29 protein-coding genes are annotated in these 26,982 nt (G+C 65.8%); 5 read left to right on the top strand and 24 right to left on the bottom strand.

Translation table 11 applies throughout. The features are described from left to right. Window positions 1-2 precede the first annotated feature (2 nt). Window positions 3-1,613, top strand: a complete 1,611-nt coding sequence (locus BLV47_RS07115; protein WP_092311535.1) for an inorganic phosphate transporter — start codon at window positions 3-5, stop codon at window positions 1,611-1,613. 27 nt (window positions 1,614-1,640) lie between these two features. Here BLV47_RS07115 and BLV47_RS07110 read toward each other — a convergent pair whose 3' ends face one another. The 6 genes from BLV47_RS07110 to BLV47_RS07085 form a co-directional block, all read right to left on the bottom strand. After that, a complete protein-coding gene (locus BLV47_RS07110; RefSeq protein ID WP_092311532.1) occupies window positions 1,641-2,963 on the bottom strand; it encodes a purine-cytosine permease family protein in 1,323 nt (440 codons plus the stop codon). A 111-nt stretch (window positions 2,964-3,074) separates the two neighbouring features. Further along, window positions 3,075-4,049, bottom strand: coding sequence for a 5-oxoprolinase subunit C family protein (locus BLV47_RS07105; protein ID WP_092311529.1), 975 nt, complete (start codon window positions 4,047-4,049; stop codon window positions 3,075-3,077). After that, complete coding sequence (locus tag BLV47_RS07100) at window positions 4,046-4,918, bottom strand: 5-oxoprolinase subunit B family protein (protein WP_092311527.1); 873 nt, start codon at window positions 4,916-4,918, stop codon at window positions 4,046-4,048. The genes BLV47_RS07105 and BLV47_RS07100 overlap by 4 nt, the downstream gene beginning before the upstream one ends. Continuing rightward, complete coding sequence (locus BLV47_RS07095; protein WP_092311524.1) at window positions 4,915-6,288, bottom strand: acetyl-CoA carboxylase biotin carboxylase subunit; 1,374 nt, start codon at window positions 6,286-6,288, stop codon at window positions 4,915-4,917. The genes BLV47_RS07100 and BLV47_RS07095 overlap by 4 nt, the downstream gene beginning before the upstream one ends. A gap of 10 nt (window positions 6,289-6,298) precedes the next feature. Further along, on the bottom strand, window positions 6,299-6,541 hold the full coding sequence (locus BLV47_RS07090) for an acetyl-CoA carboxylase (RefSeq protein WP_092311521.1): 243 nt from the start codon (window positions 6,539-6,541) through the stop codon (window positions 6,299-6,301). Between the two features lie 109 nt (window positions 6,542-6,650). Next, window positions 6,651-7,409, bottom strand: a complete 759-nt coding sequence (locus BLV47_RS07085) for a 5-oxoprolinase subunit PxpA (RefSeq protein ID WP_092311519.1) — start codon at window positions 7,407-7,409, stop codon at window positions 6,651-6,653. A 199-nt stretch (window positions 7,410-7,608) separates the two neighbouring features. Between BLV47_RS07085 and BLV47_RS07080 the strand changes: the two genes are divergently transcribed. After that, window positions 7,609-8,526 (top strand): LysR family transcriptional regulator, encoded by a 918-nt coding sequence (locus BLV47_RS07080; protein WP_092311516.1) that lies wholly within the window; start codon window positions 7,609-7,611, stop codon window positions 8,524-8,526. A gap of 167 nt (window positions 8,527-8,693) precedes the next feature. Here the strand turns inward: BLV47_RS07080 and BLV47_RS07075 are convergent, their stop codons facing one another. From BLV47_RS07075 to BLV47_RS07055, 5 genes are all read right to left on the bottom strand, one after another. Beyond that, window positions 8,694-9,278 carry a PqiC family protein gene (locus BLV47_RS07075; RefSeq protein ID WP_092311513.1) on the bottom strand — a complete coding sequence of 195 codons (585 nt, stop codon included), beginning with the start codon at window positions 9,276-9,278 and terminating at the stop codon, window positions 8,694-8,696. Next, window positions 9,275-10,966 (bottom strand): PqiB family protein, encoded by a 1,692-nt coding sequence (locus tag BLV47_RS07070; RefSeq protein WP_092311510.1) that lies wholly within the window; start codon window positions 10,964-10,966, stop codon window positions 9,275-9,277. The genes BLV47_RS07075 and BLV47_RS07070 overlap by 4 nt, the downstream gene beginning before the upstream one ends. Next, window positions 10,959-11,573 (bottom strand): paraquat-inducible protein A, encoded by a 615-nt coding sequence (locus tag BLV47_RS07065; protein ID WP_060840632.1) that lies wholly within the window; start codon window positions 11,571-11,573, stop codon window positions 10,959-10,961. The genes BLV47_RS07070 and BLV47_RS07065 overlap by 8 nt, the downstream gene beginning before the upstream one ends. After that, complete coding sequence (locus BLV47_RS07060; protein ID WP_092311507.1) at window positions 11,573-12,181, bottom strand: paraquat-inducible protein A; 609 nt, start codon at window positions 12,179-12,181, stop codon at window positions 11,573-11,575. Before BLV47_RS07060 ends, BLV47_RS07065 begins: the two co-directional genes overlap by 1 nt. 189 nt (window positions 12,182-12,370) lie before the next feature. Continuing rightward, a complete protein-coding gene (locus BLV47_RS07055) occupies window positions 12,371-12,805 on the bottom strand; it encodes a multidrug/biocide efflux PACE transporter (protein ID WP_092311504.1) in 435 nt (144 codons plus the stop codon). Between the two features lie 89 nt (window positions 12,806-12,894). Here BLV47_RS07055 and BLV47_RS07050 point away from each other — a divergent pair, with 89 nt between their 5' ends. Continuing rightward, window positions 12,895-13,749: a LysR family transcriptional regulator gene (locus BLV47_RS07050; protein WP_092311501.1), complete on the top strand. Its 855-nt coding sequence runs from the start codon at window positions 12,895-12,897 to the stop codon at window positions 13,747-13,749. Between the two features lie 34 nt (window positions 13,750-13,783). Here BLV47_RS07050 and BLV47_RS07045 read toward each other — a convergent pair whose 3' ends face one another. From BLV47_RS07045 to BLV47_RS07030, 4 genes are all read right to left on the bottom strand, one after another. After that, window positions 13,784-15,034 carry an RNA polymerase sigma factor gene (locus tag BLV47_RS07045; RefSeq protein WP_092311497.1) on the bottom strand — a complete coding sequence of 417 codons (1,251 nt, stop codon included), beginning with the start codon at window positions 15,032-15,034 and terminating at the stop codon, window positions 13,784-13,786. Then, window positions 15,034-15,525, bottom strand: coding sequence for an SRPBCC family protein (locus BLV47_RS07040; protein WP_092311494.1), 492 nt, complete (start codon window positions 15,523-15,525; stop codon window positions 15,034-15,036). The genes BLV47_RS07045 and BLV47_RS07040 overlap by 1 nt, the downstream gene beginning before the upstream one ends. A gap of 26 nt (window positions 15,526-15,551) precedes the next feature. Further along, on the bottom strand, window positions 15,552-15,896 hold the full coding sequence (locus tag BLV47_RS07035) for a YciI family protein (protein WP_016968142.1): 345 nt from the start codon (window positions 15,894-15,896) through the stop codon (window positions 15,552-15,554). Between the two features lie 67 nt (window positions 15,897-15,963). After that, window positions 15,964-16,398: a YybH family protein gene (locus tag BLV47_RS07030; RefSeq protein ID WP_092311491.1), complete on the bottom strand. Its 435-nt coding sequence runs from the start codon at window positions 16,396-16,398 to the stop codon at window positions 15,964-15,966. A 182-nt stretch (window positions 16,399-16,580) separates the two neighbouring features. Between BLV47_RS07030 and BLV47_RS07025 the strand changes: the two genes are divergently transcribed. Next, window positions 16,581-17,066, top strand: a complete 486-nt coding sequence (locus tag BLV47_RS07025; protein ID WP_092311488.1) for a GNAT family N-acetyltransferase — start codon at window positions 16,581-16,583, stop codon at window positions 17,064-17,066. Between the two features lie 71 nt (window positions 17,067-17,137). On the opposite strand, the gene BLV47_RS07020 is transcribed toward BLV47_RS07025, so the two are convergent. Continuing rightward, complete coding sequence (locus BLV47_RS07020) at window positions 17,138-17,641, bottom strand: GNAT family N-acetyltransferase (RefSeq protein WP_092311485.1); 504 nt, start codon at window positions 17,639-17,641, stop codon at window positions 17,138-17,140. Between the two features lie 223 nt (window positions 17,642-17,864). On the opposite strand from BLV47_RS07020, the gene BLV47_RS36090 reads away from it, so the two are divergent. Continuing rightward, window positions 17,865-18,017 carry a hypothetical protein gene (locus BLV47_RS36090; RefSeq protein ID WP_167365627.1) on the top strand — a complete coding sequence of 51 codons (153 nt, stop codon included), beginning with the start codon at window positions 17,865-17,867 and terminating at the stop codon, window positions 18,015-18,017. Here the strand turns inward: BLV47_RS36090 and BLV47_RS07015 are convergent. The 8 genes from BLV47_RS07015 to BLV47_RS06985 all read right to left on the bottom strand — a co-directional run bounded on the left by BLV47_RS07015 (window position 17,996) and on the right by BLV47_RS06985 (window position 26,932). Continuing rightward, a complete protein-coding gene (locus tag BLV47_RS07015; protein WP_092311482.1) occupies window positions 17,996-18,688 on the bottom strand; it encodes a response regulator in 693 nt (230 codons plus the stop codon). The genes BLV47_RS36090 and BLV47_RS07015 overlap by 22 nt on opposite strands. Then, a complete protein-coding gene (locus tag BLV47_RS07010; RefSeq protein ID WP_092311479.1) occupies window positions 18,685-21,378 on the bottom strand; it encodes a sensor histidine kinase in 2,694 nt (897 codons plus the stop codon). Before BLV47_RS07010 ends, BLV47_RS07015 begins: the two co-directional genes overlap by 4 nt. A 60-nt stretch (window positions 21,379-21,438) precedes the next feature. After that, complete coding sequence (gene kdpB, locus BLV47_RS07005) at window positions 21,439-23,511, bottom strand: potassium-transporting ATPase subunit KdpB (RefSeq protein ID WP_092311476.1); 2,073 nt, start codon at window positions 23,509-23,511, stop codon at window positions 21,439-21,441. 12 nt (window positions 23,512-23,523) lie between these two features. Further along, window positions 23,524-24,207, bottom strand: a complete 684-nt coding sequence (kdpC, locus tag BLV47_RS07000; protein WP_092311473.1) for a potassium-transporting ATPase subunit KdpC — start codon at window positions 24,205-24,207, stop codon at window positions 23,524-23,526. Window positions 24,208-24,216: 9 nt separating this feature from the next. Then, a complete protein-coding gene (kdpA, locus tag BLV47_RS06995) occupies window positions 24,217-25,923 on the bottom strand; it encodes a potassium-transporting ATPase subunit KdpA (RefSeq protein WP_092311470.1) in 1,707 nt (568 codons plus the stop codon). A gap of 13 nt (window positions 25,924-25,936) precedes the next feature. Then, window positions 25,937-26,107: a hypothetical protein gene (locus BLV47_RS36085; RefSeq protein ID WP_167365626.1), complete on the bottom strand. Its 171-nt coding sequence runs from the start codon at window positions 26,105-26,107 to the stop codon at window positions 25,937-25,939. After that, window positions 26,091-26,189 (bottom strand): K(+)-transporting ATPase subunit F, encoded by a 99-nt coding sequence (gene kdpF, locus BLV47_RS06990; RefSeq protein ID WP_092311467.1) that lies wholly within the window; start codon window positions 26,187-26,189, stop codon window positions 26,091-26,093. The genes BLV47_RS36085 and kdpF overlap by 17 nt, the downstream gene beginning before the upstream one ends. 254 nt (window positions 26,190-26,443) lie before the next feature. After that, window positions 26,444-26,932, bottom strand: a complete 489-nt coding sequence (locus BLV47_RS06985; RefSeq protein ID WP_092311464.1) for a GyrI-like domain-containing protein — start codon at window positions 26,930-26,932, stop codon at window positions 26,444-26,446. Between the last annotated feature and the right edge of the window lie 50 nt (window positions 26,933-26,982).

Here is a 26,982-nt window from a genome sequence, read left to right as displayed (position 1 = left end):
CAATGGCCACCCCGTCACTGACTGCCGCGTCTCCCAGCCCCGACGTCAAACCGCAACTGGATAAAAAACCCGGTGCCTTCACCCTGGTGATCTTCTTCGCCGTGCTGGCCATGGGCTTGCTGTTCACCGCCTACAGCCTGGTGCACGACATGCACGAGCTGGGCACCACGGTCACCACCTGGACCCCGTTCCTGCTGCTGGGCGTGGCCCTGCTGATCGCCCTGGGCTTCGAGTTCGTCAACGGTTTCCACGACACCGCCAACGCCGTGGCCACGGTGATCTACACCCACTCCCTGCCGCCGCAGTTCGCGGTGGTCTGGTCCGGCCTGTTCAACTTCCTTGGCGTGCTGCTGTCCAGCGGCGCGGTGGCCTTCGGCATCATCGCCCTGCTGCCGGTGGAACTGATCCTGCAAGTGGGCTCCTCCGCCGGCTTCGCGATGATCTTCGCCCTGCTGATCGCCGCCATCCTGTGGAACCTCGGCACCTGGTGGCTGGGGCTGCCGGCCTCTTCGTCCCACACCCTGATCGGCTCGATCATCGGCGTCGGCGTGGCCAACGCGCTGATGCACGGCCGCGACGGCACCAGCGGCGTGGACTGGAGCCAGGCGACCAAGGTCGGCTACGCCCTGCTGTTCTCGCCACTGATCGGCTTCGTGTTCGCCGCCCTGCTGCTGTTAGCCCTGCGCCTGTTCGTCAAGAACCGCGCCCTGTACAAGGCGCCCAAGGGTGACGCGCCACCGCCGTGGTGGATTCGCGGCCTGCTGATCCTGACCTGCACCGGGGTGTCCTTCGCCCACGGCTCCAACGATGGCCAGAAAGGCATGGGCCTGATCATGCTGATCCTGGTGGGCACCCTGCCCATGGCCTACGCGCTGAACCGCACCATGCCCGCCGACCAGTCGCTGCAGTTCGCCGCGGTGGCCGAAGTCACCCAGCAGGCCCTGGTCAAGAGCGCCCCGCAACCGGCGCCGGCCGATCCTCGCGCGGTGCTCTCGGAGTACATGCGCAGCAAGCAGGCGACCGCCGAACTGATCCCCGCCCTGGCCGCCCTGACCGGAGCCATCGGCAGTGAAGTGAAGGGCTACGGCTCCCTGGCCAAGGTGCCCGCCGAAGCCATGGGCAACGTGCGCAACGACATGTACCTGACCAGCGAAGCGATCCGTCTGATGGACAAGCACCAGGTCGGCCACTTCGACCAGGACACCCGGGACAAGCTGCAACTGTTCAAGCAGCAGATCGACAACGCCACCCGCTTCATCCCGCTGTGGGTGAAGATCGCCGTGGCCATCGCCCTCGGCCTGGGCACCATGGTCGGCTGGAAGCGCATCGTGGTGACCGTCGGCGAGAAAATCGGCAAGACCCACCTGACCTATGCCCAGGGCGCCTCGGCGGAAACCGTGGCGATGCTGACCATCGGCGCGGCGGACATGTTCGGCCTGCCGGTGTCGACCACCCACGTGCTGTCCTCGGGGGTGGCCGGGACCATGGTGGCCAATGGCGGCGGGTTGCAGATGCGCACCATCCGCAACCTGGCCATGGCCTGGATCCTGACCCTGCCGGCGGCGATCCTGCTGTCCGGCAGCCTGTACTGGCTGTTCACCCAACTGTTCTGAGCAACCAGGGCCTGCGCCGTCGCCCGCTCAGCCGGCGGCGGGCAGGCGCTGGTGCAAGCGAGCGGCGAGCCCGGCCTGCAAGGCAAACGCCAGGACCCCGGTCAGCGGCGCCGAGAAACTCGCCAGACCGCCCCCCGCCCACATCAGCATCAGGCCCAGGGCCGTGCCACCGAACCAGGCCGCCAGCCCCACCGGGTTGAAGGCCGCCACACGATCAATCGCCGCCACCTCGGTACGCCCCGAGAGAATCTGCGCCAGGGCCACGCCGACCCAGGCCACCACGAAGATCCCCTGATAGGCCAGGGCCTTGAGCAGGTAGGCGAACACGTCCGCCAGCATCAGGCCATAGACGATGATGCCCACCGCCACCGCCCACATCAGGTAGGAACCGCGCAAGCCGAAGCGGCCGAAGAACGCCTGCATGTTCAGGGTCGCCAGGTAGTAGTTGGCGGTGTTGATCCGGGTCTGGGTGGCCCAGACGAACAACAGGCCCCAGAGCCCCATCAACTGCAGAATGGCCATCACCACCGAGACTTCATTGAGCGCGCCCTCGTGGGGAATGCTGCTTACCAGGTAGATCCCCGCCGCGCCGTTGAGCAGGAAGGTCACCGCGTAGAACGGCATGCCGAAGTTCCAGCGACCGTGGTAGCCGGCGTCTTCGGGCTTGCCGAAGCGCGCGTAGTCGAAGGTGAACAGCATCAGGATCCACACTCCCATGTAGGCCACGAAGCAATCCCACCAGCCGCTGCCGCTGGGGCTGGCCGGGCCGAAATCCAGCCATTGCGGCTGATAGCCATAACGGGCGATCGACAGGCCCACGGCGAACAGCAAGCCTCCCAGGTACACCGGCAGCAGCACGCCGTTGAGCTTGTCCAGCCAGTGCTGCACGCTGCCCAGGATCAGCGGCACGCTGTACAGCACCACCAGCAGGGCCGCCAGCGGGTACAGCAGTTGCGGGTACAGGTGATTGAGCGCCACGGCAATCACCGAACCCTCGAACACCGCGTAGTAGATGGCCGTGGAGAAAAAGATCAGGGTCGCCAGGCAAGCCCCGGTGCTGCCGAACAGCAACCGCGAGAACAGCGCCACCGAGAGCCCGCTGCGCATGGCGAAGCGGCTGAGCACGCTGTTGACCAGGCCATAGCTGAGCACCGACAGGAGCATGCCGATCAAGGCATTGCGGGTGCCATAGGACAAAGCCAGGGAGGCGCCGACGACGATGTAGAACATCGCGCTGCACACCGCCCACCAGGCCATGGTCAGGGACAGTCGACCCATGCGGGCCTCGCTGGGAAGGGCCAGGTTGGCCGGGGTCTGCCCGGTTTGATTCGCTTGCGATAAAGCTGCCATGTGCGTGAACTCCAGAACCGATCAAGGGTTGAAGCGCGGGCAGCCGTCACCGCACCGAAGTGCGGCGTTGGCCTACCGTTTGGCATGGCCCGCGCGATGCGGCGGGCAGAATCAGGAAGGAAAGAGCTTGCTCAGACAGCTGAGCTTTTTCTTGTAGGAGCGCCGGGCCTCCAGCGCTTCTTCGAGGGTCACCGCGACAAAGCGGGCCTTCTGGTTGGGCTGCATCTGGCCGATCAGATCAAGGTCGGCGCTGATCACCGTGCCGATCATGGCGTAGCCGCCACCGGACACCGCGTCCCGGTGCAGGACAATGGGCTCCAGCCCCGCCGGCACCTGGATCGAGCCGATCGGGTAGCAGCTGTCGACGATGTTCGAAGGGTCGGAACCGGCGCCGAACGGCTGCTCCCGAGGCTGGAAGCTCAAGGCACTGCCACCCTTGAAGCGATAGCCGATGCGGTCCGCTTCCGAACCCACGGTCCAGGGTTCGGCAAAGAAGCTGGCCTTGGCCGCCTCGCTCAAGCGTTCGTAATACAGGCCCGGCACCACCCGCAGGGTGACTTCACCCCCCAGGGATTGGCGCAGCGCCATGGGCAGACTGGCGCCCGGACGGCCCTTGCCGCTGGCAACGCCCACCGGCAGTTCATCCCCGGCCGCCAGACGCCGCCCCTGGAAACCACCGAGGGCGCCCAGGGCGTAAGTCGAACGGCTGCCCAGCACCAGCGGCACATCGATGCCACCGGCCACTGCCAGGTAGGCCCGGGCCCCGGCCTTGGGAAAGTCGAAACGCAGCACTTGCCCGGCCTTGACCGCAAAGGCGGTGTCCAGGTGCATGTCCACGCCATCGAGCTTGGGGGTCATGTGTGCACCGCAGACCGCCACCAGGGCATCGCTGGCGAATTCCAGCTCCGGTCCGAGCAAGGTGCATTCCAGCCCGGCCACGCCTGCCGGGTTGCCCACCAAGTGGTTGGCCGCGCTCAGGGCGTACTGGTCGAGGGCGCCGGAGGGCGGAATCCCCAGGTGATAGAAACCTTCGCGTCCCAGATCCTGCACCGATGTGGCCAGGCCCGGTTTGATGACCTTGATCATGCCAGCACCTCCTGCAGCGATTTGGGATAGCCGACCGGGTCGGCGAGAAAGGCATCCAGGGAAAACTCCACCTCGCGGATGCGCAGGTCGAAGCGCCCGGCCTCGACCTCGGCCACCGCCAGGTCATAGGCCTCGCGGTCGATGGGCTTGAACTGCACGATGTCCCCCGGGCGGAAGAACACCATGTGCGCCTTGAGGTAAGCCAGTTGCTGCTGCGGGTCGTAGATCGGCGCCGGAGTGACGCCGAACATCTGGTAGCCACCGGCGCCGCGCACCGAGTAGATGCAGCCGAAGCAGCCGCCGTGACCCAGGGTCAGCCTTGGCGTATCGGTGCGTGGCCGCAGGTACTTGGGCACCTGCAACTGCCGCTGGCGCTCGACCATCTGGAACATGAACGGCAGCCCGGCGACGAAGCCCACCATGGAGACGAACCAGGGCGCGCCGCTGTGGGCGGCAATGAAGGCCTGGACGTCCGCCAGCCCATTGATCCGCGCCGCGTATTCAAGGTCGGTGGCGCTGGGGTCCTGGTGCCGGTCGCGAAAGCGCATCAGGGTTTCATGGGTCCAGGGGTCGTTGTACAGCACCGGGATCTCGATGATCCGCGTGTGCAGGCTGCGCTCGGCCACGGCCCCGGCCTCGGCCTGCTGCACCGCCTCCAGCAGGGCCTGCGGAGCGATGCGATCCGGGTCGAAACGGATCTGGAACGAGGCGTTGGCCAGGCACACATCCAACACCCCATCCAACTCCAGGCGCTGCACGGCGCGGGTCACCGCCATGCCCTTGAAGAAGGCTTCCAGGGACATGCTGTCGCTGACTTCGGCGAACAGGTGCTCGTCGGCACCAAAGCTGTAGCGGATCGGCTGGTTCATGCGACACCTCCGGCGCGGCGCGCGGCCAGCCAGGTTTCCAGGGTTCCCGTGTGAAAATCGGCCTGCTGCAACCAGGGTTCGGCCAGCAGTTCACGGTGCAGCGACAAGGTGCTGGCCATGCCGGTCAAGGTGGTCTGCTCCAGCGCCTGCCGTGCCCGGGCCAGGGCCTCGCCCCGGTCACGCCCGTGAACGATCAGCTTGGCCAGCAGCGAGTCGTAATAAGGCGGCACAGCATAGCCCGGGTAAAGATGGCTATCGACCCGCACCCCCGGCCCCTGCGGCCAGATCAGTTGCTCGACCTGGCCCGGACTGGGGAAGAAATCCCGCGCCGGGTCTTCGGCATTCAGGCGCATCTGCAAGGCCGCGCCGTTGAGTTGGATATCGCTCTGACGCAACCCCAGGGGCTCGCCCCCGGCAATCCTCAACATGGCCTGGACCAGATCGATACCAGTGATCAGCTCGCTGATGGGGTGCTCGACCTGGATCCGCGTGTTCATCTCGATGAAGAAGAACTCGCCGGTGCTGTCGTCATACAGGTATTCCAGGGTGCCGGCGCCCTGGTAACCCAGGGCTTGGGTCAGGCGCACGGCGCTGCTGCACAACTGCTCACGCTGGGCGGCGCTGAGCACCGGCGACGGCGCTTCCTCGAAGATCTTCTGCCGCCGCCGTTGCAGCGAGCACTCGCGCTCGAACAGGTGCACCGCGTGCTGGCCATCGCCCAACACCTGGACTTCGATGTGCCGCGCACGGCCAATGAAACGCTCCAGGTACACCGCGCCATTGCCGAACGCGGTCTGGGCTTCGCGTTGCGCCCGGGGGAATTCCTCGGCCAGTTGCGCCGCGTCCTGGGCCAGGCGGATCCCGCGCCCGCCGCCACCGGCGCTGGCCTTGATCAACAGCGGAAAGCCCACGCCTTCGGCAGCCTTGAGCGCGGCCTCCAGGTCGAAGAGTTCGCCCGCGGAACCCGGTACCACCGGCACCCCGGCCGCCTGGGCGGTGCGCCGGGCTTCGGCCTTGTCCCCCATGCGGCGGATGGTTTCGGCGCTGGGCCCGACGAAAATCGCCCCCGCCTCGACCACCGCCTCGGCGAAACCGGCGTTCTCGGAAAGAAAGCCATAGCCCGGGTGCACCGCATTGGCACCGCTGGCCTGCAAGGCGCCGAGCAGGGCCTGGACATTCAGGTAGCTCTTGTCGGCCCGGGCCGGGCCGATGATCTGCACTTCATCGGCCAGGCGCGCGGCCATGGAATCGGCATCCGCCTCGCTGCACGCGGCCACCGTGGGAATGCCCAGGGCCTTGGCCGCGCGAATGATACGCACGGCGATCTCGCCGCGGTTGGCCACCAGCAACTTGTTGATCGCTTGAGTCATGCCCCGGCCCTCACTGCTTGAGCGTCGCGACGACCTGACCCGGTTCCACCGGATCGCCATCTTCCACGGCAAAGGCGCTGACCTGACCCGCGCTCCCGGCGGTCAGTTCGGAGAACTGCTTCATGACTTCGATCAGGCCGATCACGGTATCGGCGCTGACGACATCGCCGACCTCGACAAAAGGCGCCGAATCGGGGGTGGCCTTGCGATAGAAGGTGCCCGGCAAAGGGGTGATAACACTGTGTTCGGCCATGTCTGTTCCTCTTGGAATAGTTGTAGAAAGGCAGGCAAAAATTCAAAACCCGGGTGAGGCCCGCGTCTGTGCGCGGTGCTTCTGGTCGATGTGATTGGCGTCGATGGGCTCAGCGCGGTGCGCGCACCTCGATGCCGGCCTGGTCCAGCGCGGTACGGGTGGCCTCGACCAGGTCCAGGGCACCGGGGGTGTCGCTGTGTAGGCAGATGGAATCGAATTCGATGTGCAGATCCTCGCCTTCAACGGTGCGCACCAGGCCGGTCTGGCAGGCGCGCAGCACCTTGGCCGCCACGACGCCCGGGTCCAGGGCCCTGACGTTGCGGGTAAACACGATGGAGCCGCTGAGGTCGTAGTCGCGGTCGGCGTAGAACTCGCGGATCACCGGCTGGCCCAGTTCCCGGGCCACCTGCCAGATCACCGAATTGGGCATGCAATACAGCAGCAGCTCGGGCTCCAGCAGGCGCAGGTTTGCCACCAGCAGTCGCGCCGCTTCTTCGTCCCGGGCCAGGTGCATGTAGAGCGCGCCGTGGGGCTTGATGTGTTGCAGCTTCACGCCTTGTACCCGGGCCAGTTCACGCAGGGCGCCTAGCTGATAGAGCATGTCGTCCACCAGTTCCTGGGCCGGGGCATTGATATGCCGGCGCCCGAAACCCACCAGGTCGCGAAACCCCGGGTGCGCACCGATGGCTACGCCCCGGCGCTTGGCCTGCTCGATGGTGCGGCGCATGGTGCCGGGGTCACCAGCATGAAAGCCGGTGGCGATGTTGGCCGAGCTGATGAAGCCCATCAGTTGGTCGTCGACACCATCGCCGATGGTCCAGGGGCCGAAGCTCTCGCCCATGTCCGAATTGAAATCCACTGCCTGCATCACTGTTGCTCCAACTCTCGTGACTTCGTGCAACGGAAATTAGAGCGGCCTTGACCCCTTGGGAAGATCTATTATCAGATAGATCTTCTTCTGAAAAACAGATAAAGCTAAAGAGCAATGCCGGATTTGGCGGCAGCGGCGTTCGCACCATCGCTTTCGCCGGCAAGCCGGCTCCTACAGGACAAGAGGGGAATGGGTCATGTCGTTGACCTTGCGCCAGGTGCGCTATTTCGTGGCCACGGCCGAGATCGGGCAGATCTCCCAGGCGGCGATTCACTTGAATATCTCGCAGTCGGCGGTGACCACGGCGATCAAGGAACTGGAGGCCATGCTCGCGGTGCAGTTGTTCGTGCGCTCGGCCCAGGGCATGAACCTGACCGATGCCGGGCGGCACTTTCTCAACCGCGCCTACGTGATCCTGCGCAGCGTCGAGGATGCCCTGAACAGCCCGTTGCCGGACTACCGGGCCAGCGGCGTGCTGCACCTGGCGGCCAGCTACACGGTGATCGGCTACTTCCTGCCGCACCACCTGCAGCGCCTGGAACACTGGCACCCGGACGTCACCATCGAGCTGCATGAACAGGAACGCCAGGCCATCGAACAAGGCTTGCTGGAAGGCCGCTTCGACATGGCGGTGGTGCTCACCGCCAACCTGACCCACCCGGACATCGTCTCGCAGACCCTGTTCAACTCCGAGCGCCGGCTATGGCTGCCGGCCCACCATCCGCTGTGCGAGCGCACCAGCATCAGCCTGGCGGACGTGGCCGCTGAGCCGTTCATCCTGCTCACCGTCGACGAAGCCGAACAGAGCGCCATGCGCTATTGGGAACAGGCCGGCCAGCAGCCCAACGTGCGGGTGCGCACCAGCTCGGTGGAAGCGGTGCGCAGCATGGTGGCCAACGGCAGCGGCGTGGCGATTCTTTCCGACCTGGTGCACCGGCCCTGGTCCCTGGAGGGCAAGCGCATCGAGACCCTGAGCCTGAGCGACGCGGTCACGCCGATGAGCGTGGGGCTGGCCTGGCATCGCGAACGCACCTTCACCCCGGCGATGCAGGCCTTGCGTGCCTACTTCCACGACGCCTTCCTCGCGCCCCAGCAACACCTGGCGCGACGCTGAGCCCCCTCGTAGCCGCTGCCGAGCCCCGGCGAGGCTGCGAAAAGGCCCACAGGGCCTTGCCTGGCGATCGCCTGCCAAACCAGCAGCGGCCTCAGGATTCTTGCGTCTGCTGCGTCGCAATGCCGCCTAAGCCGTTCGCCGCCTGCGGCAGCGGCTACAGGGCTGATTCAGGGGCAGGTCCAGCGCTGCGCGGCGGCGGCGATCTGCCCGGCCAACTGGGCGATGGCCTGCTGATGGGCCTGGACCAGGCTGCTCAGTTCGATACCCGCCGGCTGACGGATCTGGCTGCTGCAGGTCAGGTGGCGGGCCGGGCCGCCCTCGCCCCGTTGACGCAGGCTCCAGACCACATCGATCAATGCATAACGTCCGGGCAGGGATTCGAAACGCCGCACATCGGTCTGCAACGACAGCACCGGCCGCCCGGGCTGCTTGGGCAGCCCTTCAAGGTTGCGGGTGCCGAGTTTCTGCTCCATCTGGCTGGCCAGCGCATCGTGGAATTCGTCCACCAGCGGCGCGCTCCAGCGCTGGGTTTCGAGGATCGCCAGGCTGCCGCTGTCCTGGCGCACCACCAGTTGCGGCTGGTCCACCTGCACCGGAATGCGCACCGTGGACATCTCGAACTGCAGATTGCCGGTGCGCGCCGCAGCGCTGCCCTCGGGCACCGGCGGCAGCAAGGTGTAGTAGCGGGTGGGCGCGGAACTGCAGGCGGCCAGCCCCAGGGTCAGGCAGAGCAACAGGGCACGGGTTTTCATGGCTGAGCTTCCGGTACGGATTCGCGAACAGAGGAGGATGGCGACTGGTAGGCATCCGGTTGGTTGTCTTTGAGGCGCCCGCGGATCAGCGCCTCCGGATGACGCCCGAGGAAGTCGCTGAGCACCCGCACCGAACGCGCGGTGCGCTGCACTTCTTCCATGGCCTGGCTAAGCTTCTGCCGTTGTGGCGAGTCCTCGGAGAAACTCTCGTTGGCGCTGGCCAGGGTCTTCTTCGATTGCTCCAGGGTGTCGCGCATCTGCGGCAGCACTTCGCCGTTGACCTGCTTCAGGGTCTTCTGCATTTCCACCAGGCTGCCGTTGAGGTTAGCGGCAATCGAATCGATCGGCAGCTTGCTGATCTTGTCCACCACCGCCTGCAATTGCTCCTGCAACTTGTCCATGCTGCCCGGCACGGTGGGGATCTCCAGCGGTCGTGCCGCGGCGTCGAAAGCCACCGGCTTGGCATTGGCGACAAAGTCCAGGGAGATGTACAGCTGCCCGGTCAGCAGGTTGCCGCTGCGGGGCTGGGCCCGCAGGCCGTTCTTGACGAAGGCGCCAATCAGCTTGGCCGAGCGCGCATCGTCCTCGCCACCGGCCTGCTTCAGCAGTTTTTCGTGGGCCTTGCCCAGGCGGTCGGGATAGATCACCGCGCCGACCAGGGTCGGGAAATACTTGCGCTGCTCGTCGTAGTCCAGGTCCATGGACACCACCTTGCCGATGTTCACCCCGAGGAACTCCACCGGGGCATTCAGCGACAACCCGCGCAGGGCCTGGTCGAAACGCATGCGAATGTAATAGGGCGCGCCGTCCGGCGGGGCCAGGGCGGTGTCCTGGTCGCCGAACAGGGTGTACTCGGCATTCTCCTCGGCCGGCTGGGCATTGGGGCTGTACTTGGGCTCGACGAAGGCAATGCCGCCGGCGAGGATCGACGACACCGACTCGGTGTTGACCTTCAGGCCGTTGGCGCCGAGGGTCACGTCGACGCCGCTGGCGTTCCAGAAGCGAGTGTCGGTGGTGACGTACTTGTCGTTGGGCGCGTTGACGAAGATCTTCACGTCCACTCCCTTGCCGCTGTTGGCCAACTGGTAGGACACCACCTGCCCCACTTCGATGCGCCGGTAGTAGACCGGCGAACCGATATCCAGCGAGCCCAGGTCATCGGTGTGCAGGGTGAAGCGCTTGCCCTTCTGCCCATAGGTGATGGGCGGCGGGGTCTCCAGGCCCTTGAAGCTATCCTTGCGTTTTTCCGAGCGGCCGGCGTCGGCACCGATAAAGGCCCCGGACAGCAGGGTATCAACCCCGGAAACGCCATTGGCGCCGATCCGCGGGCGCACCACCCAGAACATCGAGTCGTCGGCGGTAAAGGGTTCGGCGGACTGATCCAGCTCGACCTTGGCCAGCACCTTCTTGCGGTCGTCGCTCAAGGCAATGGCGGTCACCTTGCCGATCACCACGTTCTTGTACTTGACCTGGGTCTTGTTGGCCTCAAGGCCCTCGGCGGTCTGGAAGCTGATGGTGATTTCCGGCCCCGCCGACAGCGACTTGTGCACCACCATCGACAACCCCACCAGGGCCGCGACGATCGGCACCAGCCACACCAGCGAGACATTGAAGCGCCGCGTGCGCAGCGCCGGAGCACCAGGCGCGGGCCGGGAATTTGCTGCGTTGGAACCTGGATGCTCAGACATCTTCAACCTCTGCGTCCCAGATAAGCCGGGGATCGAAACTCATGGCCGCCAACATCGTCAGCACCACCACCAAACCAAAAAACAGAATGCCCATGCGCGGATCGATGGAGCTCAGGGCTCGAAACTGCACCAGGGCCGCCACCAGGGCCACCACCAGCACGTCGAGCATCGACCAGTAGCCGATCAGCTCGATGAAGCGGTACAGCTTGGCCCGCTCGCGCTGGGCCCAGAGGCTGCGGCGCTGGCAGGTCACCAGCAGCGTGCCGAGGACAAAGAACTTGCTGCAGGGCACCACCACGCTGGCAATGAAGATCAGCAGGGCGATGTCCCAAGAGCCATGTTTCCAGAACTCCACCACGCCGCTCATGATGGTGTTTTCACTGGCGCTGCCAAAGATGCTGGTGTGCATCACCGGCAGCAGGTTGGCCGGGATGTAGAAGATCAGGCTGGCCAGGAGAAAGGCCCAGGTGCGCGCCAGGCTGTTGGGCTTGCGCGCATGCACCACGGCATCGCAGCGCGGGCAGCGGTGCTCGAAGTCCTGGCAGACCTGGCCGCAGGTATGGCACAGCATCAGTTGGTAATCCCGGGCGTAGGGCGGCGCACTCATCAGTAGCGGCCCTCCAGGTCATCCCAGAGGTAGCGGATGTCCTTGCCGGAAATCAGGATGATCAGCACCGTGAGCATCGCCAGGGCCCACAGCCCCATCCCCGGGTGCACATCGAGCATGCCCGCCAGCTTGACGATGGCCACCAGGATGCCCAGCAGGCACACCTCGAGCATGCTCCAGGGGCGCAGGTGTTCCAGGGCCCGCATGCAGGCCTTGAAGCCCGGCGCCGCGCGGCCGACGTTGGCAAAGCCCAGCACCCAGCACAGCAGGATGATCTGCAGGCACGGGGCGAGAATGATGGTCAGCCCGGTGATCGCCGCGATCAGGCTGATGCGGCCCTGGGCCAGGGCCTCCACCGATTGCCAGAGGGTCGCCTCGTTGCTCAGGCCTTCGAGGCTGATCTTGATCACCGGAAACAGGTTGGCGAAGACGAACAGCAACCCGGCGGTGATCGACAAGGCGAACAGCTGCTGCACGCTCAGGTGCCGGGCACGGGCCAGCAGCGCACCGCAGCGCGAGCATTGGGCGGCCTGGCCTTTGCCGAGCGGCACGGATTCGTACAGCGAATCGCAGTGCTCGCAGATGATCCAGTTGCGGGAAATAGTCATGGTCTTCAGATAGTCGGGAGGGCGGCAGGTTCAGTGACAGGAACCTGCTGACGCATATTTTCAGAAAAACCCCGGGACAGTGTCCAGTTTTCTCTGCTGCTGCGCCGCCGCTGTCCTAGCCATGATAGGCGCCCCGGAGATTTTCGCCGCCCGCAAGCCGAGGCGGTCGATCCCGGAGCGCCTTTGCGCTCAATGGGCCAGACGCGCTTGCAGCCACTTGTCCCGCAGCACGTCGTAGGCCCAGTGGTAGAGGTAGGTGTAGGGCAGGAAGAACAGCAACACGCCGATGTCCAGGATGAAAGCCTGCAACAGGCTGATATCCAGCCACCAGGCAATCAGCGGTACACAGAACGCCACCAGCCCGCCTTCGAACAGCAAGGCATGCAGGACCCGGGTCCTGGCGCTGTGTTCAAGCCCCAGGCGCTTGAGCAAACGATCGAACAGACCGTTGAACAGCACGTTCCAACCCAGGGCCAGAAGGCCGATGGCGAGGGTCACCAGGCCCATGTCGGCCATGGGCTTGTCCATGATCCAGGACAGCAACGGAGTACAGATCGACACCGCCAGCAGCTCGAAGGCTACCGCCTGGAAAATACGTTCGGTAAGGGATTTGGACAGGCTCATTGGCGTACTCCTGAAGTGAAGGTGCTGGCGATCATCCAGGAGCAGGCCGATACTTGATAATCAATAACCATCGATCAAGGCGATAGTCCATGGCCTCACATGAAGTACTCCTGGCGTTCGTCCAGGCCGCCACCCAGGGTTCGTTTTCCGCGGCCGCACGCAAGCTGGGCAAGAGCCAGTCCACCATCAGCGCGGCGGTGGCGAGCCTGGAGATCGACCTCGATGTACAGCTGTTCGACCGCAGCAGCCGCAAGCCCGGGCTGACCCCGGCCGGACATGTGCTGCTGCAGCGCGCCGAAGAAATCCTCGCCGCCACCAGCCGCCTAGAAATGGCCGCCAGCCAACTGTCCCGGGGGATCGAAGCGAAACTCACCATTGCCCTGTCCGACACCTACCAGTCGGATCGTTTTGAAAGCTGCCTCAGCGCCTTCGAGCAGCGCTACCCGGACCTGGAGCTGGAATGCCTGATCGCCGAATGCGATGACCTGATCGCCCTGGTGCAAAGCGGCCGGGCGCACATCGCCTTTGCCGAGAAGCAGGACCATTACCCGGCGGACCTGGAGCACCAGACCCTGGACGAACGGGGTGAAATCTCTCTCTACGTATCGCGCAAGCATCCCCTGGCGCAGTTGGATCTAGTCGATGAACAAGCCCTGCGCCAGCACCGGGAACTGCGCCTGGCGACCGTGCTCAACCCCTACGAGAGCCGCAGCCAGGGCCGGGTCTGGTCGGCCCCCAGCTACCTGATGCTGCTGGAGATGGCCCAGGGCGGCTTTGGCTGGGCGCCCCTGCCACGCTGGCTGGTGGAAGGCTTCGGCGCCGGCAGGTTGCAGGAGCTGCAGGTCCGTGGCTGGCCGCGCAGCGTGGCGGTGGATGCGCTCTGGTCGCGCCTGCATCCACCGGGTCCGGCGGGCAGCTGGTTGCTGGCGCGGATGCTGCAATGACCGCGCCTCGCCAGCCGCCCTGAATCGCCAGGGTCTAGCAGGCGCCGAGCTGGGCCAGGCGCTGTTCGAGAAAGCGCCGCTCGGGGTCTTGCCGGGCCAGGGCCAAGGCGTGCTGGTAGGATTCGCGCGCGGCGGCGATCTGCCCCAGTTGCCGGCAGAAATCGGCCCGCGCGGCATGGGCCAGGTGGTAGTCCTGCAAGTCGCCACGGTCCAGGATGGCTTGCACTTGCTCCAGCCCGGCAGCCGGCCCGTCGCGCTTGGCCAGGGCCACGGCGCGGTTGAGCTGGATCACCGGGGAAGGCTGCAAACGCAGCAGGACGTCATACAGACCGACGATCTGCGCCCAGTCGGTGTGTTCGGCACTCGCGGCTTCGGCATGCACCGCGGCAATCGCCGCCTGCAGGCAGTAAGGCCCAGCCTGGCCACTGCGCAGGCCGCGCTCCACCAGGGCGCAACCTTCCTCGATCAAGTCCTGCTGCCACAACGAACGGTCCTGCTCATCCAGCAGGATCAACTCGCCAGTGGCGGATATCCGTGCCGCGCGCCGTGACTCGTGCAGCAGCATCAGCGCCAGCAGGCCCATCACCTCTGCCTCGGGCAACAGCTCCAGCAACAGGTGGCCCAGGCGGATGGCTTCGCGGGTCAGCTCATCTCTGGTCAGTTCGGCGCCCATGGAGGCCGAGTAACCCTCGTTGAATACCAGATAGATCACCCGCAGCACGCTCTCCAGGCGCTCGGGCAATTCACTCAGTTGCGGCACCTGATAGGGAATCCCGGCGTCGCGGATCTTCGCCTTGGCGCGCACGATGCGCTGGGCGATGGTGGCCGGGGCGACCAGGAAGGCCCGAGCGATTTCCTCGGTGCTCAGGTCGCAGATCTCGCGCAGGGTCAACGGCACCTGGGCATCCGCCGCCAATGCCGGGTGGCAGCAGGTGAAGATCAGGCGCAGGCGGTCATCCTGCACATCCTCGACGCTCCAGTCGTCCTGTTCGAGCTGTTCCAACTGGCTGAGCAGCGCCGCCTGGGAAGCCGCGAAGCGCGCCCGTCGGCGCAGAGCGTCGATCGCCTTGAAGCGGCCGACCGACACCAGCCAGGCCCGGGGGTTGTCGGGCACGCCATCGGCTTGCCAGCGTTCGACGGCCACGAAGAAGGCCTCGTGCAGCGCCTCCTCGGCCAGGTCGAAGTCCCCCAGCAGGCGGATCAGGGTGGCGAGGATGCGCCGCGACTGCTCGCGATAGACCTGCGCCACCTGCCTCGCCAGCGCCTCCCGGTCCGGCTCGGCCATCAGTCCGGCAGGCCCTGGGTCACCAACGCCACCAGGCGCTCCAGGCTCTGCCCCCAACCGTCATGAAAGCCCATGGCTTCGTGAGCCTTGCGGTCGGCTTCGCTCCAATGCATGGCCCGGGCGGTGTAGAGGGTCTTGTCGCCCTGCTCCTCGAAGGTCACCTCAGCGGTCATGAACGGCTTGCCCGATGGGATCCAGCCCGGCAGGTAGGCATCGGTAAACACCAGCCGCGACGGGGCGTCGATCTCCAGGAACACCCCCATGGTGGGGTACTCGCTGCCGTCCGGAGCGCGCATCAGGGTGCGAAACCGGCCGCCGACCCACAGGTCCATTTCGCACTCAGGGGTGGTCATGCCATGGGGTCCCCACCACTGGGCCAGCAAGGCCGGCTCGGTCCAGGCGCGAAACACCTTGTTGCGCGGCGCGTCGATCAAGCGGCTGATCGACAGTTCATGCTCGGCGGGCCTGCGGCCCGCGGTTTGGAATGTCATCGCCAAACTCCTGTTTATCGTTGTTTTCAGGGATTCAACTCACGTACCGGACGCACTTCGACGCTGCCGACCCGGGCGGCCGGAATATGCCCGGCGACCTGGATCGCTTCATTCAGGTCCCGGGCTTCGATCAGGTAGAAACCCGCCAGCTGTTCCTTGGTTTCGGCGAACGGGCCATCGGTGATCGACAGCTTGCCGCCGCGCATGCGTACCGTGGTGGCGCACTGCACCGATTGCAGCGCCTCGGCGGCGAGCATCCGCCCACTGCCCTGCACCGACTCGGCATAGGCCAGGCATTCGGCGTCCTCGGGACTGTCGGGCAGGCTGTGCAGCAAGCGCTCGTCGCTGTAGACCAGGCATAGGTATTTCATGGGCACCTCCGGACTCGGGCTGAGCAACTATGGTCGCTGTTTGGCGCTTTGGCGAACCGCGCGCTGTTCAGGGTTGCAGGTCGAACAGGGTGGTCCCGGTGAGCATGTCGAACGGCGCCGACCAGTGTTCGTGCACCACCTGCCACTGGCCGTCGCGACGTTGATAGGCGGCGCTGACGCGCATCCAGCAGGCCTTGGTCACGCCCTCGGCGTCGGTGCCGCCGCAATGGGCCAGCCAGTGGGCGAAGGCCAAGGTTTCGTCGGCCCGCACCTGCAGTTGGTGAAACTCGAAAATGCCCGGGCCGGGGCAGACCTGCATGCACGCCTCCCAGTGCGCGCGATAGGCGGCCTTGCCCTTGAATTGCAGGGCACCGACCGCATCGAAGGAGGTGATGTCATCGGCGTAATAGCTGACGATGCGCTCGATATCCCGGGCCAGCACCGCCTGCTGCCAGTGATCGATCAGGCTACGCACCTGCGCTTCGTTGGATGAATTGAGCATGGCCAAACTCCTCAAGAGTGAAATCAACCGCGGTTGAACAGCCACTGCCCAGGTAGCCTTGACTGTTCGGTTCACCCCTAGTCGCCTGGCCATGGGCGCAATCGACACGCCACGGAAAAAATTTATCCGCTGGGCAAAATCGCTAGAATCCGCCCCCTCCTCCCGATCGGATCGCCCTGCCCGTGACCACACGCCTCGTGCCTTATGAACAGCTCGACAGTCACCAACATGCGCGCTTGCTGAAGCTTGAGGTGCGACCCGGGCAGAAGGCCTTCAGCGGCGACATTCACGGCGCGCTGCACACCCTGGCCAATGCGCCCCAAGGCGCGATCAAGGGCTTTGCCCTGCTCAACGACGAGTGGCCAGTGGCCTTTGTGCTGCTCAAGCGCCCGCCCTGCCTGCCGGCCTGGGCCGACGCCGACAGCGCCAGCCTGCACGCCCTGCAAGTGGACCAGCGGTTCCAGGGCCGGGGCTTCGGCCAGGCCTGCCTGCAAGCCATTCCCGCCGCCGCGCGCCTGCAGTGGCCCGGGCTCAAGGGCCTGAACCTGGCGGTGGACGACGACAACCAGCCAGCCCTCAAGCTGTACCGCAAGCTCGGCTGGGTGGAGAACGGCAAGGCCTGCAAGGGCCGGATCGGCTATGAGCGGCGGATGGTGCTGGCGTTCTGAGTCACCCGCATGGGCGCGCAAAGCCGCAGATCCGCCGCGTTGCGCTTCAGTAAACCAACGCTTTCAAGGCATCAGCGCGCAAGACTCAGCACCATCTCATGCCAGGCCATGCCGCCGTGGTCCGACTCCGACGCCTTGACGTAGACAAAACCAAAGCGCTGGTACAGCGCCACGTGGCGTTCCTTGCACATCAGGTGGATACGCGCCTTGCCCAGCTCGCCCATGCGCGCGATGAAGGCGTGCAGCAGTTGCCGGGACAGGCCCAGCCCCTGGAAGTCCGGGTGCACCACCACCGACATGATCACCACTTCGGAACCGGCCGGGTCGTGACCGATCAGCTCCTTGAAGGCTTCATCGGCCATCTGCACCTCGAAGGTGGCGCCGGAGTTGATGAAACCGGCCACCACGCCCTCCACCTCGGCGACGATAAAACCCTCGGGCCAGGTGGCGATGCGGGTGGCGATCTTCTCCCGGGTCGCGGCTTCATCGCCTTCGTAGGCCAGGGTTTCGATGGCGAAGCAGCGCTCCAGGTCGCAAGGCAGTACGGTGCGGATCAGCGGGGTCGGGGCAGTCATGGGGCGGCAACCTGAAGTCGGTGAAGGGGGGACGGATTCTAGCAAGAGTGGCGCCGCGCAGAGCCTGGCGTATGCAGCGCATAGGGATCATCGGGGGTGCCGTAAAGCTTTCATATAAACCCTGGCAAGCGCGGCGCCCAGGGATTATCTATCAGCTCCCCGACGCCTGCTGACCGGCCCTGTCGAGCCGGTCGGGCCGCGTCTTGCCCACAGGACCTTCCCCATGAGCAACATCCAGATCGGCCTGCTTCTGCTGTTCGGCATCGCCACCTTCGGCTGCATCACCCTGTACATCGACTTCGTGCATGAGCGGCGTCGCGGCGAAAAATCCCTGAGCGGCGCCACGCGCCGGGATCAGAGCCCCACCAGGCGATAACCCACCTGCAACTCGGTGATCAGATGCTGGGGCTGCGCCGGATCGGCCTCCAGCTTCTGCCGCAGATGGGCCATGTGCACCCGCAGGTAATGGGCGCGGTCGACATAGTCCAGGCCCCAGACCTCCAGCAGCAGCTGGCGATGGGTCAGGACCCGGCTCTGACCGCGGATCAGCGCACAGAGCAGGCGGTATTCGATGGGAGTCAGGTGCACCAGTTGCCCTTCGCGGCGCACTTCATGGGTCGCCAGGTCGACCTCGATCACCCCGAAGCTCACCTTGCTGGTGGCCGCTGCCGCGCCGCTCTGGCCATGACGGCGCAACTGCGCACGAATCCGCGCCAGCAACTCCGGCACACCGAACGGCTTGACCAGGTAGTCGTCGGCCCCGGCATCCAGGGCGGCGACTTTCTCGTCTTCGCGGTCCCGGGCCGAGAGCACCAGGATCGGCACCGCCAGCCAGCCACGCAGCTCGCTGATCAACTGCTTGCCGTCGCCGTCCGGCAGGCCCAGGTCGACGATCACCAGGTCCGGCTGACGACTGGCGGCATGGATCAGCGCGCGCTTGACGCTGTCGGCCTCGAACACCTGGAAGCCTTCGTCCTCCAGGGCTATGCCGACAAAGCGGCGGATGTTGGCTTCGTCCTCGACGATCAGGATGCGTGGGCTGCTCATAGGGCTTCCAGGGAAGGCGGTTGTCCCGCCGGCAAAGTGATGACAAAACTCAACCCGGCGTCGGCGTGAGGCTGGGCCTCGATGCGCCCGCCATGGGCTTCGACGATGCGTTTGGCCAGGGCCAGGCCCAGGCCGATGCCGGCCACGGCGGACTCCTGCTGGCCGCGGCTGAAGGCTTCGAACAGGCTGTCCGGGGAGCTGCCCTTGGGGCAGCCGGGGCCGGAATCGCTGACCTGCAAGATGATCTGCTGGTCGACCTGGCGGGCGCTGATCTGCACCAGGGTGCCGGCCGGAGTGTACTTGGCGGCGTTGTCCAAAAGGTTCACCAGCACCCGTTCCAGCAGCAGCGCGTCCACTTCCACCAGGGGCAACTGCGGCGCCATGGCCACTCGCAACTGATGCTTGGCCAGGGGCTCGCGCAACTGGCGCAGGGCGCTGCCGACAATTTCCTCCAGGGAGTTCCACTGGCGCTTGAGGCGCACGCCCCGCTCCTGCATGCGCGCCATGTCCAGCAGGTTCTCGATCAGGCGCTGCATGGACGAGGCCTGATCGTGGATACCCGCCAGCAGGTGCTTGAGCGGGCCCTCGGTGGCGTGGGGCAAGGCGGCGTCGGCGGCGCCGATGATGGTGGTCAAGGGCGTGCGCAGGTCGTGGGAAATGGCCGCCAGCAGGGTGTTGCGCATGCGTTCGCCTTCCATCTGCACCACGGTGCTCTGGGCCACTTCGACGTAATGCACGCGCTCCAAGGCAATCGCCAGCTGGCTCATGCAGGCTTCCAGCAGGCGCCGCTCCTCCGGTTCGGCCAGGCGTTCGGCATCCGCCAGTTCCAGCACCAGCACCCCGCGCACCCGCATCGGCGCCTTGAGCGGCAGGTAGCAGCCCTTGGCCGCCGCCAGGGTGTCGGTGCCACGCCCCGCCGGCTGGGCGTGGTCATAGGCCCACTGGGCGATGCTTTCGTCGATGGCCAGGGCATTGGCGCTCAAGGCCCGCACGCGATTGTCGGCATCCGGTAGCGCCAGCCCGACCCGGGCCTCGAACACCCCGCTGAAGGTGCGCAGGGCCACGGCGCAGATCTGCTCCTCGGTCAGCGCCGCCGACAGTTCCCGGGCCAGCCCGGCCAGGGAAGTGGCGCGGCGCTCGCCCTCGGCGGCGGTGCGCGCCTGGTGGCGCAGGCGCGCGGTGAGCTGGCCGGTGATCAGGGCAATACCGAGCATCAGGGCGAAGGTGAAGAAGTACTGGGTGTCGTTGACCGTGAACGACCACACCGGCTGGACGAAGAAAAAGTCGAAGCACAACACCGCCAGCATCGCCGCCCAGACGCCCGGGCCACGCCCAAAGCGCAAGGCCACCAGCACCACGGTGAGCAGGAACAGCATGACCACGTTGGCCGGGTCGAACACCTGGAGCAGCAGCGCCGCCACCGCGGTGGCGGCAAAGCACGCCAGGCTGGCCCACAGGTAGGCCGGTACGCGGCTCGGCGGCAGCCCGGCCTCGGGTTTGTCCGCAGCTACCGGACGCCGGCTCAAGGGGCCGTTGGCGATCACGATCTGATCGATTTCCGGGTGCTGGCGGCTGATCCGGTCGCTCACCGACTGGTGCCAGAATTGCCAGACCTTGCGCGGGTAATGGCCCAGCACCAGGCGGTTGGCATTGTGCTCGCGGGCACAGGCCACCAGTGCCTCGGCCACGTCCAGGCCCGGCAACGTCGCGGTTTCGGCGCCGAACTCGGCGGCCAGGGCCAGGGTCTTCATCGCCGCCGCATAACGGCTGGAGCCCTGGCCACGGCGCTGCGCCGAGGCCACGTGCACCACCATCCAGTCGGCTTCGAGCTTTTGCGCCAAGCGCGCCGCCTCACGCACCAGGCGTTCGTCCGCCGGATCACCGGCCACCCCCACCAACAGGCGCTCGCGGGCCGGCCACAGGGCATTGATCGAGCGTTCGCGGCGATAGTCGCGCATCTGCGCATCGACCCGGTCGGCGGTGCGGCGCAGGGTCAGTTCGCGCAGGGCCAGCAAGTTGCCCTTGCGAAAGAAATGCCGTGAAGCGCGCTCGGCCTGCGGCCCCATGTAGACCTTGCCGTCCTTGAGGCGACGCAGCAGGTCATCCGGCGGCAGGTCGATCACCAGCACTTCGTGGGCTTCATCGAACAGGTGATCGGGCACCGTCTCGCGCACACGGATGCCGATGATGCCGCTGACGATGTCGTTGAGGCTTTCCAGATGCTGGACGTTGAGGGTGGTCCAGACATCGATCCCGGCCCGCAGCAGTTCTTCCACGTCCTGCCAGCGTTTGGGGTGACGCGAGCCGGGGACGTTGCTGTGGGCCAGCTCGTCCACCAGCAGCACTGCGGGACGCCGCGCCAGGGCCGCGTCCAGGTCGAATTCGGGCAAGGCATAGTCGCGGTGCATCAAGCGGTGACGCTCCAGCACTTCCAGGCCTTGCAACAGCTCGGCGGTTTCCCGCCGGCCATGGGTTTCCACTACCCCGGCCACCACGTCGCGGCCCTGGGCCACTTCGCTGCGGGCGGCGGTGAGCATGGCGCAGGTCTTGCCGACCCCGGCGTTGGAACCGAAGTAGATCCGCAGCTTGCCGCGCTGGGCCGCCTGCTCTTCCTGTTGCAGCTTTTCCAGCAGCGCATCGGGGTCGGGGCGCCCGTCGCGGGACGGGGAACTCGCATCGAGCACAGTCATGAGCTTCCTTAAAATGAACAATGCGGCGCTCCGGGAAGCGCCGCATTGTCAGTCCTTGCCTCAGACCAGGCCAAGCCCGGCCAGCAGCATGTCGATCAGCTTGATCCCGGCAAAGGGCACCAGCACCCCGCCCAGGCCATAGATCAGCAGGTTGCGGTTGAGCAGGGCCGCGGCGCCGATGGACCGGTACTTCACCCCCTTGAGCGCCAGGGGGATGAGGAACACGATGATCAGCGCATTGAAGATCACCGCACTGAGAATCGCCGAGTTCGGGCTGCTCAAGTGCATCACGTTGAGCGCCGCCAACTGCGGGTAAGTGGCGACGAACGCGGCCGGTACGATAGCAAAATACTTGGCCACGTCGTTGGCCACGCTGAAGGTGGTCAGGGCGCCGCGGGTCATGAGCATCTGCTTGCCGACTTCCACCACCTCGATCAGCTTGGTCGGGTTGCTGTCCAGGTCGACCATGTTGCCCGCCTCTTTCGCCGCCTGGGTGCCGCTGTTCATCGCCACCGCGACGTCGGCCTGGGCCAGGGCGGGGGCGTCGTTGGTGCCGTCGCCGGTCATGGCCACCAGCCGGCCCTTGGCCTGGTAGTCGCGGATCAGTTGCAGCTTGTCCTCGGGACGGGCCTCGGCGAGGAAATCATCGACTCCGGCTTCCACGGCAATCGCCGCCGCGGTCAGGCGGTTGTCGCCGGTGATCATCACGGTCTTGATGCCCATGCGCCGCAGCTCGGCAAAGCGCTCCTTCATCCCGCCCTTGACCACGTCCTTGAGTTCCACCACGCCCAGGGCCTGGGCGCCGTCGCTGACCACCAGCGGCGTGCTGCCGCGCCGCGAGACTTCATCGACCTTGGCCTGCAAGGCCGGCGGGAAGCTGCCCCCCAGGGCTTCGATGTGCCGGCGAATGGCATCGGCGGCGCCCTTGCGGATGCTGCGGCCGTCCGGCAGGTCGACGCCGCTCATGCGGGTCTGCGCGGTGAAGGGCACGAAGCTGGCGCCCAGGGCCTGGATGTCGCGGCCACGGATGTCGAACTTCTGCTTGGCCAGCACCACGATGCTGCGGCCCTCGGGGGTTTCGTCCGCCAGGGAAGCCAGTTGCGCGGCGTCCGCCAGCTCGCTGTCCTTGATCCCCGGTGCCGGCACGAAGGCGCTGGCCTGGCGATTGCCCAGGGTAATGGTGCCGGTCTTGTCCAGCAGCAGCACGTCGACGTCGCCCGCCGCTTCCACAGCGCGCCCGGACGTGGCGATGACGTTGGCCGACATCATGCGGCTCATGCCCGCCACGCCGATGGCCGAGAGCAGGCCGCCGATAGTGGTGGGAATCAGGCACACCAGCAACGCCACCATCACCGTGGCGCTGATCACGCTGCCGGTGCCGCTCATGGCCACGGCGAAGATCGAGTACGGGCTCAGGGTCACGATCACCAGCAGGAACAGCAAGGTCAGGCCCACCAGGAGAATGGTCAGGGCCACCTCGTTGGGCGTCTTCTGGCGCTTGGCCGATTCCACCATGGAGATCATGCGGTCCAGGAACGACTCGCCGGGGTTGACGCTGATGCGCACCACCAGCCAGTCCGACAGCACCTTGGTGCCGCCGGTGACCGAGGAAAAGTCGCCCCCGGCCTCGCGGATCACCGGCGCCGACTCACCGGTAATGGCGCTCTCGTCCACCGTGGCCACGCCTTCGATGACCTCGCCATCCAGCGGCACCAGGTCGCCGGCTTCGATCAGCACCACCATGTCCTTGCGCAACTCGCTGGCAGCCATGGGCAGCCAGGCCGCGCCATGCCTGGGCTGCTGCAACAGCTTGGCCAGGGTCTGGCGCTTCATGCCCTTGAGGCTGGCGGCCTGGGCCCGGCTGCGGCCCTCGGCCAGGGCTTCGGCGAAGTTGGCGAACAGCACGGTGAACCACAGCCACAGGGTGATGCTGAGGATGAAGCCACTGGAGGCCTCGCCCGCACCGCCCAGGGACTGGAACCAGAGCAGGGTGGTGAGGATGCTGCCCAGGTAGACCACGAACATCACCGGGTTCTTCCACTGCGCCTGGGGCAACAGTTTCTTCACGGCATCCAGGCACGCGGTGAGCAATAGCCCACGGTCGAACAACGCTATACGAGGGTTGCTACTCATGATCGACGTCTCTTACTCACTGGCCGCAACGGGCGAGGAATGCAGGGGCGCTTGGGCATCCAGCGCCAGGTTGAGTTGCAGCACATTGACCCGGGGCTCGCCGAGCAGGCCGAAGGTGCGGCTTTCGCTGTGCGCCTGCAGCAGCGCCTGCAGCTCGGCCGGCGGCAGGTTGCGCAGGCGGGCCACCCGGTTCAATTGCAGCTGGGCGTTGGCCAGGGAGATGTGCGGGTCCAGGCCGGAGGCCGAAGCGGTCACCGCGTCCACCGGCACCGGGATGTCCGCCGCCAGGCCGTTGAGCTGGCGATAGGCGCTGACCCGCGCGGCCACGCTGTCCAGCAGCTTCTGGCTGGTGGGGCCCAGGTTGCTGGCACCGCTGGCCCCGGCGTTGTAGGGCTGGGGCACGCTCTTGCTCGGGTCCAGCGGATCGCTGCCCAGGGTCATGCTCGGGCGGCCCTGGAAATACTCCGGGCGATTGAAGGACTGGCCGATCAGCTTTGATCCCACCACCAGGCCGTCACGCTGCACCAGGCTGCCCTGGGCCTGGAACGGGAACAGCAGGTTGGCCAGCAGCGTGGTCGCCAGCGGATAGGCCAGCCCGGTGAGCAGCATGAAGAACACCGCCGACACCAGCACCGGGCGCAACAGGCCCTGGAACAGCACCACAGGGGTGTCTTGGGTTTGCATTTGCGTAGTCATCACAACCCCTTATTTGTAGGTCTGGCCGGCCAGCAACTGCAGTTGCTCCACCAGCGGGCCGAGCGCGAGGGCCGGCAGGAAAGTCAGGCCACCGACCACCAGCACCACGAACACCACCAGCAACATGAACAGCGGCGTGGCGGTGGGAATGGTGCCGGCACCGGCCGGGATGTTCTTTTTCGCCGCCAGGGAACCGGCCACGGCCAGCATCGGCAGCATGGTGAAGAAACGCCCCATGAGCATCGCCAGGCCGATGGTGGTGTTGAAGAACGGCGTGTTGGCATTGAGCCCGGCAAACGCCGAACCGTTGTTGGCGGTGCCCGAGGCGTAGGCGTAGAGCACCTCGCTGAAGCCATGGGGACCAAGGTTGTTGAGGCTGTTCATGGTGTCCGGCCACAGCGCTGCCAGGGCGGTGAAACCGAGGATGCAGATCGGGTGCGCGAGCACCGAGAGCATCACCAGCTTGATCTCCCGGGCCTCGATCTTCTTGCCGAGGAATTCCGGGCTGCGGCCGATCATCATGCCCACCAGGAACACCGTCAGCAGGGCGTACTGGATCAGGTTGATGAAGCCCACGCCGTCTCCGCCGAACACACAGTTGAGCATCATCTGCGCCAGAGGCACGAAGCCGCCCATGGGGGTCAGCGAGTCATGCATGGCATTCACCGAACCGGTGGTGGCACCGGTGGTGGTGGTGACGAACAGCGCAGTGTCGGCGATGCCGAAGCGCAGTTCCTTGCCTTCCATGTTGCCGCCGCTCTGGGTCGCCGACAGTTGCTGGTCGACACCAATCTGGGTCAACAGCGGATTGCCGCCCTGCTCCGCGCTGAAGACGATGGCCAGGAAGCCGACGAACATCACCAGGAAGGTGCCGAAGAACACCCAGCCCTGACGCCGGCGCAGCAGCATGCTGCCGAAGGCGTAGGTCAGCGCCGAAGGGATCAGCAACATGCTGAGGATGTGCAGGACGTTGGTCAGCGGCGTCGGGTTCTCGAACGGGTGGGCGGCGTTCATGCTGAAGAAGCCACCGCCGTTGGTGCCGATGTGCTTGATCGACTCGAAGCTGGCCACGGCGCCGACGATCAGCTGCTGCTGGGCGCCTTCCAGGGTGGTGGCCAGGGCCTCGGAATCGAGGGTCTGGGGCATGCCCTGCCAGACGTAGACCAGAGCCATGACCAGGCACAGCGGCAACATCACCCGGTACAGGGTGCGGGTGAAATCGACCCAGTAGTTGCCGATATCCGCCGAGCTGGAACGGCTCAGGCCGCGAATGAAACCGGCCGCCGCGACAACCCCGGCGGTGGCGCCGACGAACATCAGGAAGGTGATCACTGCCATCTGGCTGAAGTTCGACAGGCTGCTTTCCCCGGAATAGGCCTGCCAGTTGGTGTTGGTGATGAAGGACGCGGCGGTGTTGAACGCCAGGTCCGGGGTCTGCGCCGCCAGCCCCAGGGGGTTGAGGGGCATGACGCTTTGCAGGCGCAGCACCAGGTAGCCCAGGAGCATCATCGCCGCGTTGGACAGCAACAGCGCCGAGCCATAGCGGGCCCAGCCCATGGTTTCAGCGGGGTTGATCCCCAGCAGGCGATAGGTGGCCCGCTCCGGCAAGGCATGGCCACGGCCGCTGAAGACCCGGGCCAGCCATTGGCCCATGAGTACGGCGAGCCCGGTCATTACCCCGAGGATCACCGCGTATTCCAGCACAGTACTCAACATGTCGATGCTCCGTTCAAATCTTGCCCATGGCGACGATGACCAGGGCCGTCAGTACAAAGAACCCCAGGGACAGGCCCACGAAGATCAGGTCGTACATGGCTGGTTTCCTTTCTCGTAAATGCCCGGACGGGCGAATGAAAATGCCGGGGTAGCGCTGGGTGCGGTCATCAGAATTTCTCGGCACGGATCAGCGCGTAACCCAGGTAGACGAACAGCAGCACGGCGCAGAAAGCGCTGGCGCCGTAGATGAATTCCAGTGTCAGCAAGGCTTTTCCCCTCAATTCATTGAGGCGGCGCCGCAAGCGCAGCTAGCGGCCCGCAGCGCAACCGGTCAGAGCGCCCGGGAACGGGCGCCGGCAGGGAGTCGGGAACACCTCGTCCACCGCTCTCCTCTGCGCCACGCAGGTTAGGTGAGGGCGTATCAAGGTCGGGCACTGATTGCCGGGGGCGGTATTAAGACGGCGTATAGATTGCGCGGCAGGCGGGGAAAATCGGGGGCCGGACCGCGCCCCCGAGGGGATCATGCACTTTTGAGGGGCAACCAGACTTCCACCACGCCAGTGCCGGTGTCAGGGTTGAAATCGGCGCTGTAGCGCTCGAACTCCGGCGCATCGGCGGCCTCGCGGCCAGACTGGGGCAGCCAGGTGTTCCAGATGTAGTTGAAGGTCTGGGGCAATTCCTGCAGGGAACCACCATGCTCGAACACCGCGTAGTTCTGCGGCTGCACTTCGATCCAGCGATAGCGCTCGGGCAGATCATCGAGCTTGCTGATCTCGACCCCGGCCAGGTATTCGAAGCTGCCCTGGCCATCGGGGTTGCAGCAGACGCCGTAGGTCACCTCATCCACCTGCCCCGGCACCCGGCCGATGTGGGGGATGAAACGCTGCCACAGCTGGCCGATGTCCTGGCCGGCGCCTGGGGTAAACCGCTCGCTGAAGCCGGCGATCAGCAGAAAACGCTCTCTTTCGAAGCGCGGTTCGGGACCTGCGCCCTGTTTTTGCTCATCCATGAATGCCACTCCTGCCGCAGAAATGATGGGTTCGACAGCAAGTATAGAAG

This window comes from Pseudomonas saponiphila (assembly GCF_900105185.1).
In the GTDB taxonomy this organism is placed as follows: Bacteria; Pseudomonadota; Gammaproteobacteria; order Pseudomonadales; family Pseudomonadaceae; genus Aquipseudomonas; species Aquipseudomonas saponiphila.
This window is presented reverse-complemented; position numbering and strand designations above follow the sequence as displayed.

What these genes read in the sequence shown, in the direction of transcription:
- BLV47_RS07115 (WP_092311535.1), top strand. Translation starts at nt 3, where the DNA reads ATGGCCACCCCGTCACTGACTGCCGCGTCTCCCAGCCCCGACGTCAAA.
- BLV47_RS07110 (WP_092311532.1), bottom strand. Translation starts at nt 2,963, where the DNA reads ATGGCAGCTTTATCGCAAGCGAATCAAACCGGGCAGACCCCGGCCAAC.
- BLV47_RS07105 (WP_092311529.1), bottom strand. Translation starts at nt 4,049, where the DNA reads ATGATCAAGGTCATCAAACCGGGCCTGGCCACATCGGTGCAGGATCTG.
- BLV47_RS07100 (WP_092311527.1), bottom strand. Translation starts at nt 4,918, where the DNA reads ATGAACCAGCCGATCCGCTACAGCTTTGGTGCCGACGAGCACCTGTTC.
- BLV47_RS07095 (WP_092311524.1), bottom strand. Translation starts at nt 6,288, where the DNA reads ATGACTCAAGCGATCAACAAGTTGCTGGTGGCCAACCGCGGCGAGATC.
- BLV47_RS07090 (WP_092311521.1), bottom strand. Translation starts at nt 6,541, where the DNA reads ATGGCCGAACACAGTGTTATCACCCCTTTGCCGGGCACCTTCTATCGC.
- BLV47_RS07085 (WP_092311519.1), bottom strand. Translation starts at nt 7,409, where the DNA reads ATGCAGGCAGTGGATTTCAATTCGGACATGGGCGAGAGCTTCGGCCCC.
- BLV47_RS07080 (WP_092311516.1), top strand. Translation starts at nt 7,609, where the DNA reads ATGTCGTTGACCTTGCGCCAGGTGCGCTATTTCGTGGCCACGGCCGAG.
- BLV47_RS07075 (WP_092311513.1), bottom strand. Translation starts at nt 9,278, where the DNA reads ATGAAAACCCGTGCCCTGTTGCTCTGCCTGACCCTGGGGCTGGCCGCC.
- BLV47_RS07070 (WP_092311510.1), bottom strand. Translation starts at nt 10,966, where the DNA reads ATGTCTGAGCATCCAGGTTCCAACGCAGCAAATTCCCGGCCCGCGCCT.
- BLV47_RS07065 (WP_060840632.1), bottom strand. Translation starts at nt 11,573, where the DNA reads ATGAGTGCGCCGCCCTACGCCCGGGATTACCAACTGATGCTGTGCCAT.
- BLV47_RS07060 (WP_092311507.1), bottom strand. Translation starts at nt 12,181, where the DNA reads ATGACTATTTCCCGCAACTGGATCATCTGCGAGCACTGCGATTCGCTG.
- BLV47_RS07055 (WP_092311504.1), bottom strand. Translation starts at nt 12,805, where the DNA reads ATGAGCCTGTCCAAATCCCTTACCGAACGTATTTTCCAGGCGGTAGCC.
- BLV47_RS07050 (WP_092311501.1), top strand. Translation starts at nt 12,895, where the DNA reads ATGGCCTCACATGAAGTACTCCTGGCGTTCGTCCAGGCCGCCACCCAG.
- BLV47_RS07045 (WP_092311497.1), bottom strand. Translation starts at nt 15,034, where the DNA reads ATGGCCGAGCCGGACCGGGAGGCGCTGGCGAGGCAGGTGGCGCAGGTC.
- BLV47_RS07040 (WP_092311494.1), bottom strand. Translation starts at nt 15,525, where the DNA reads ATGACATTCCAAACCGCGGGCCGCAGGCCCGCCGAGCATGAACTGTCG.
- BLV47_RS07035 (WP_016968142.1), bottom strand. Translation starts at nt 15,896, where the DNA reads ATGAAATACCTATGCCTGGTCTACAGCGACGAGCGCTTGCTGCACAGC.
- BLV47_RS07030 (WP_092311491.1), bottom strand. Translation starts at nt 16,398, where the DNA reads ATGCTCAATTCATCCAACGAAGCGCAGGTGCGTAGCCTGATCGATCAC.
- BLV47_RS07020 (WP_092311485.1), bottom strand. Translation starts at nt 17,641, where the DNA reads ATGACTGCCCCGACCCCGCTGATCCGCACCGTACTGCCTTGCGACCTG.
- BLV47_RS36090 (WP_167365627.1), top strand. Translation starts at nt 17,865, where the DNA reads ATGAGCAACATCCAGATCGGCCTGCTTCTGCTGTTCGGCATCGCCACC.
- BLV47_RS07015 (WP_092311482.1), bottom strand. Translation starts at nt 18,688, where the DNA reads ATGAGCAGCCCACGCATCCTGATCGTCGAGGACGAAGCCAACATCCGC.
- BLV47_RS07010 (WP_092311479.1), bottom strand. Translation starts at nt 21,378, where the DNA reads ATGACTGTGCTCGATGCGAGTTCCCCGTCCCGCGACGGGCGCCCCGAC.
- kdpB (WP_092311476.1), bottom strand. Translation starts at nt 23,511, where the DNA reads ATGAGTAGCAACCCTCGTATAGCGTTGTTCGACCGTGGGCTATTGCTC.
- kdpC (WP_092311473.1), bottom strand. Translation starts at nt 24,207, where the DNA reads ATGACTACGCAAATGCAAACCCAAGACACCCCTGTGGTGCTGTTCCAG.
- kdpA (WP_092311470.1), bottom strand. Translation starts at nt 25,923, where the DNA reads ATGTTGAGTACTGTGCTGGAATACGCGGTGATCCTCGGGGTAATGACC.
- BLV47_RS06985 (WP_092311464.1), bottom strand. Translation starts at nt 26,932, where the DNA reads ATGGATGAGCAAAAACAGGGCGCAGGTCCCGAACCGCGCTTCGAAAGA.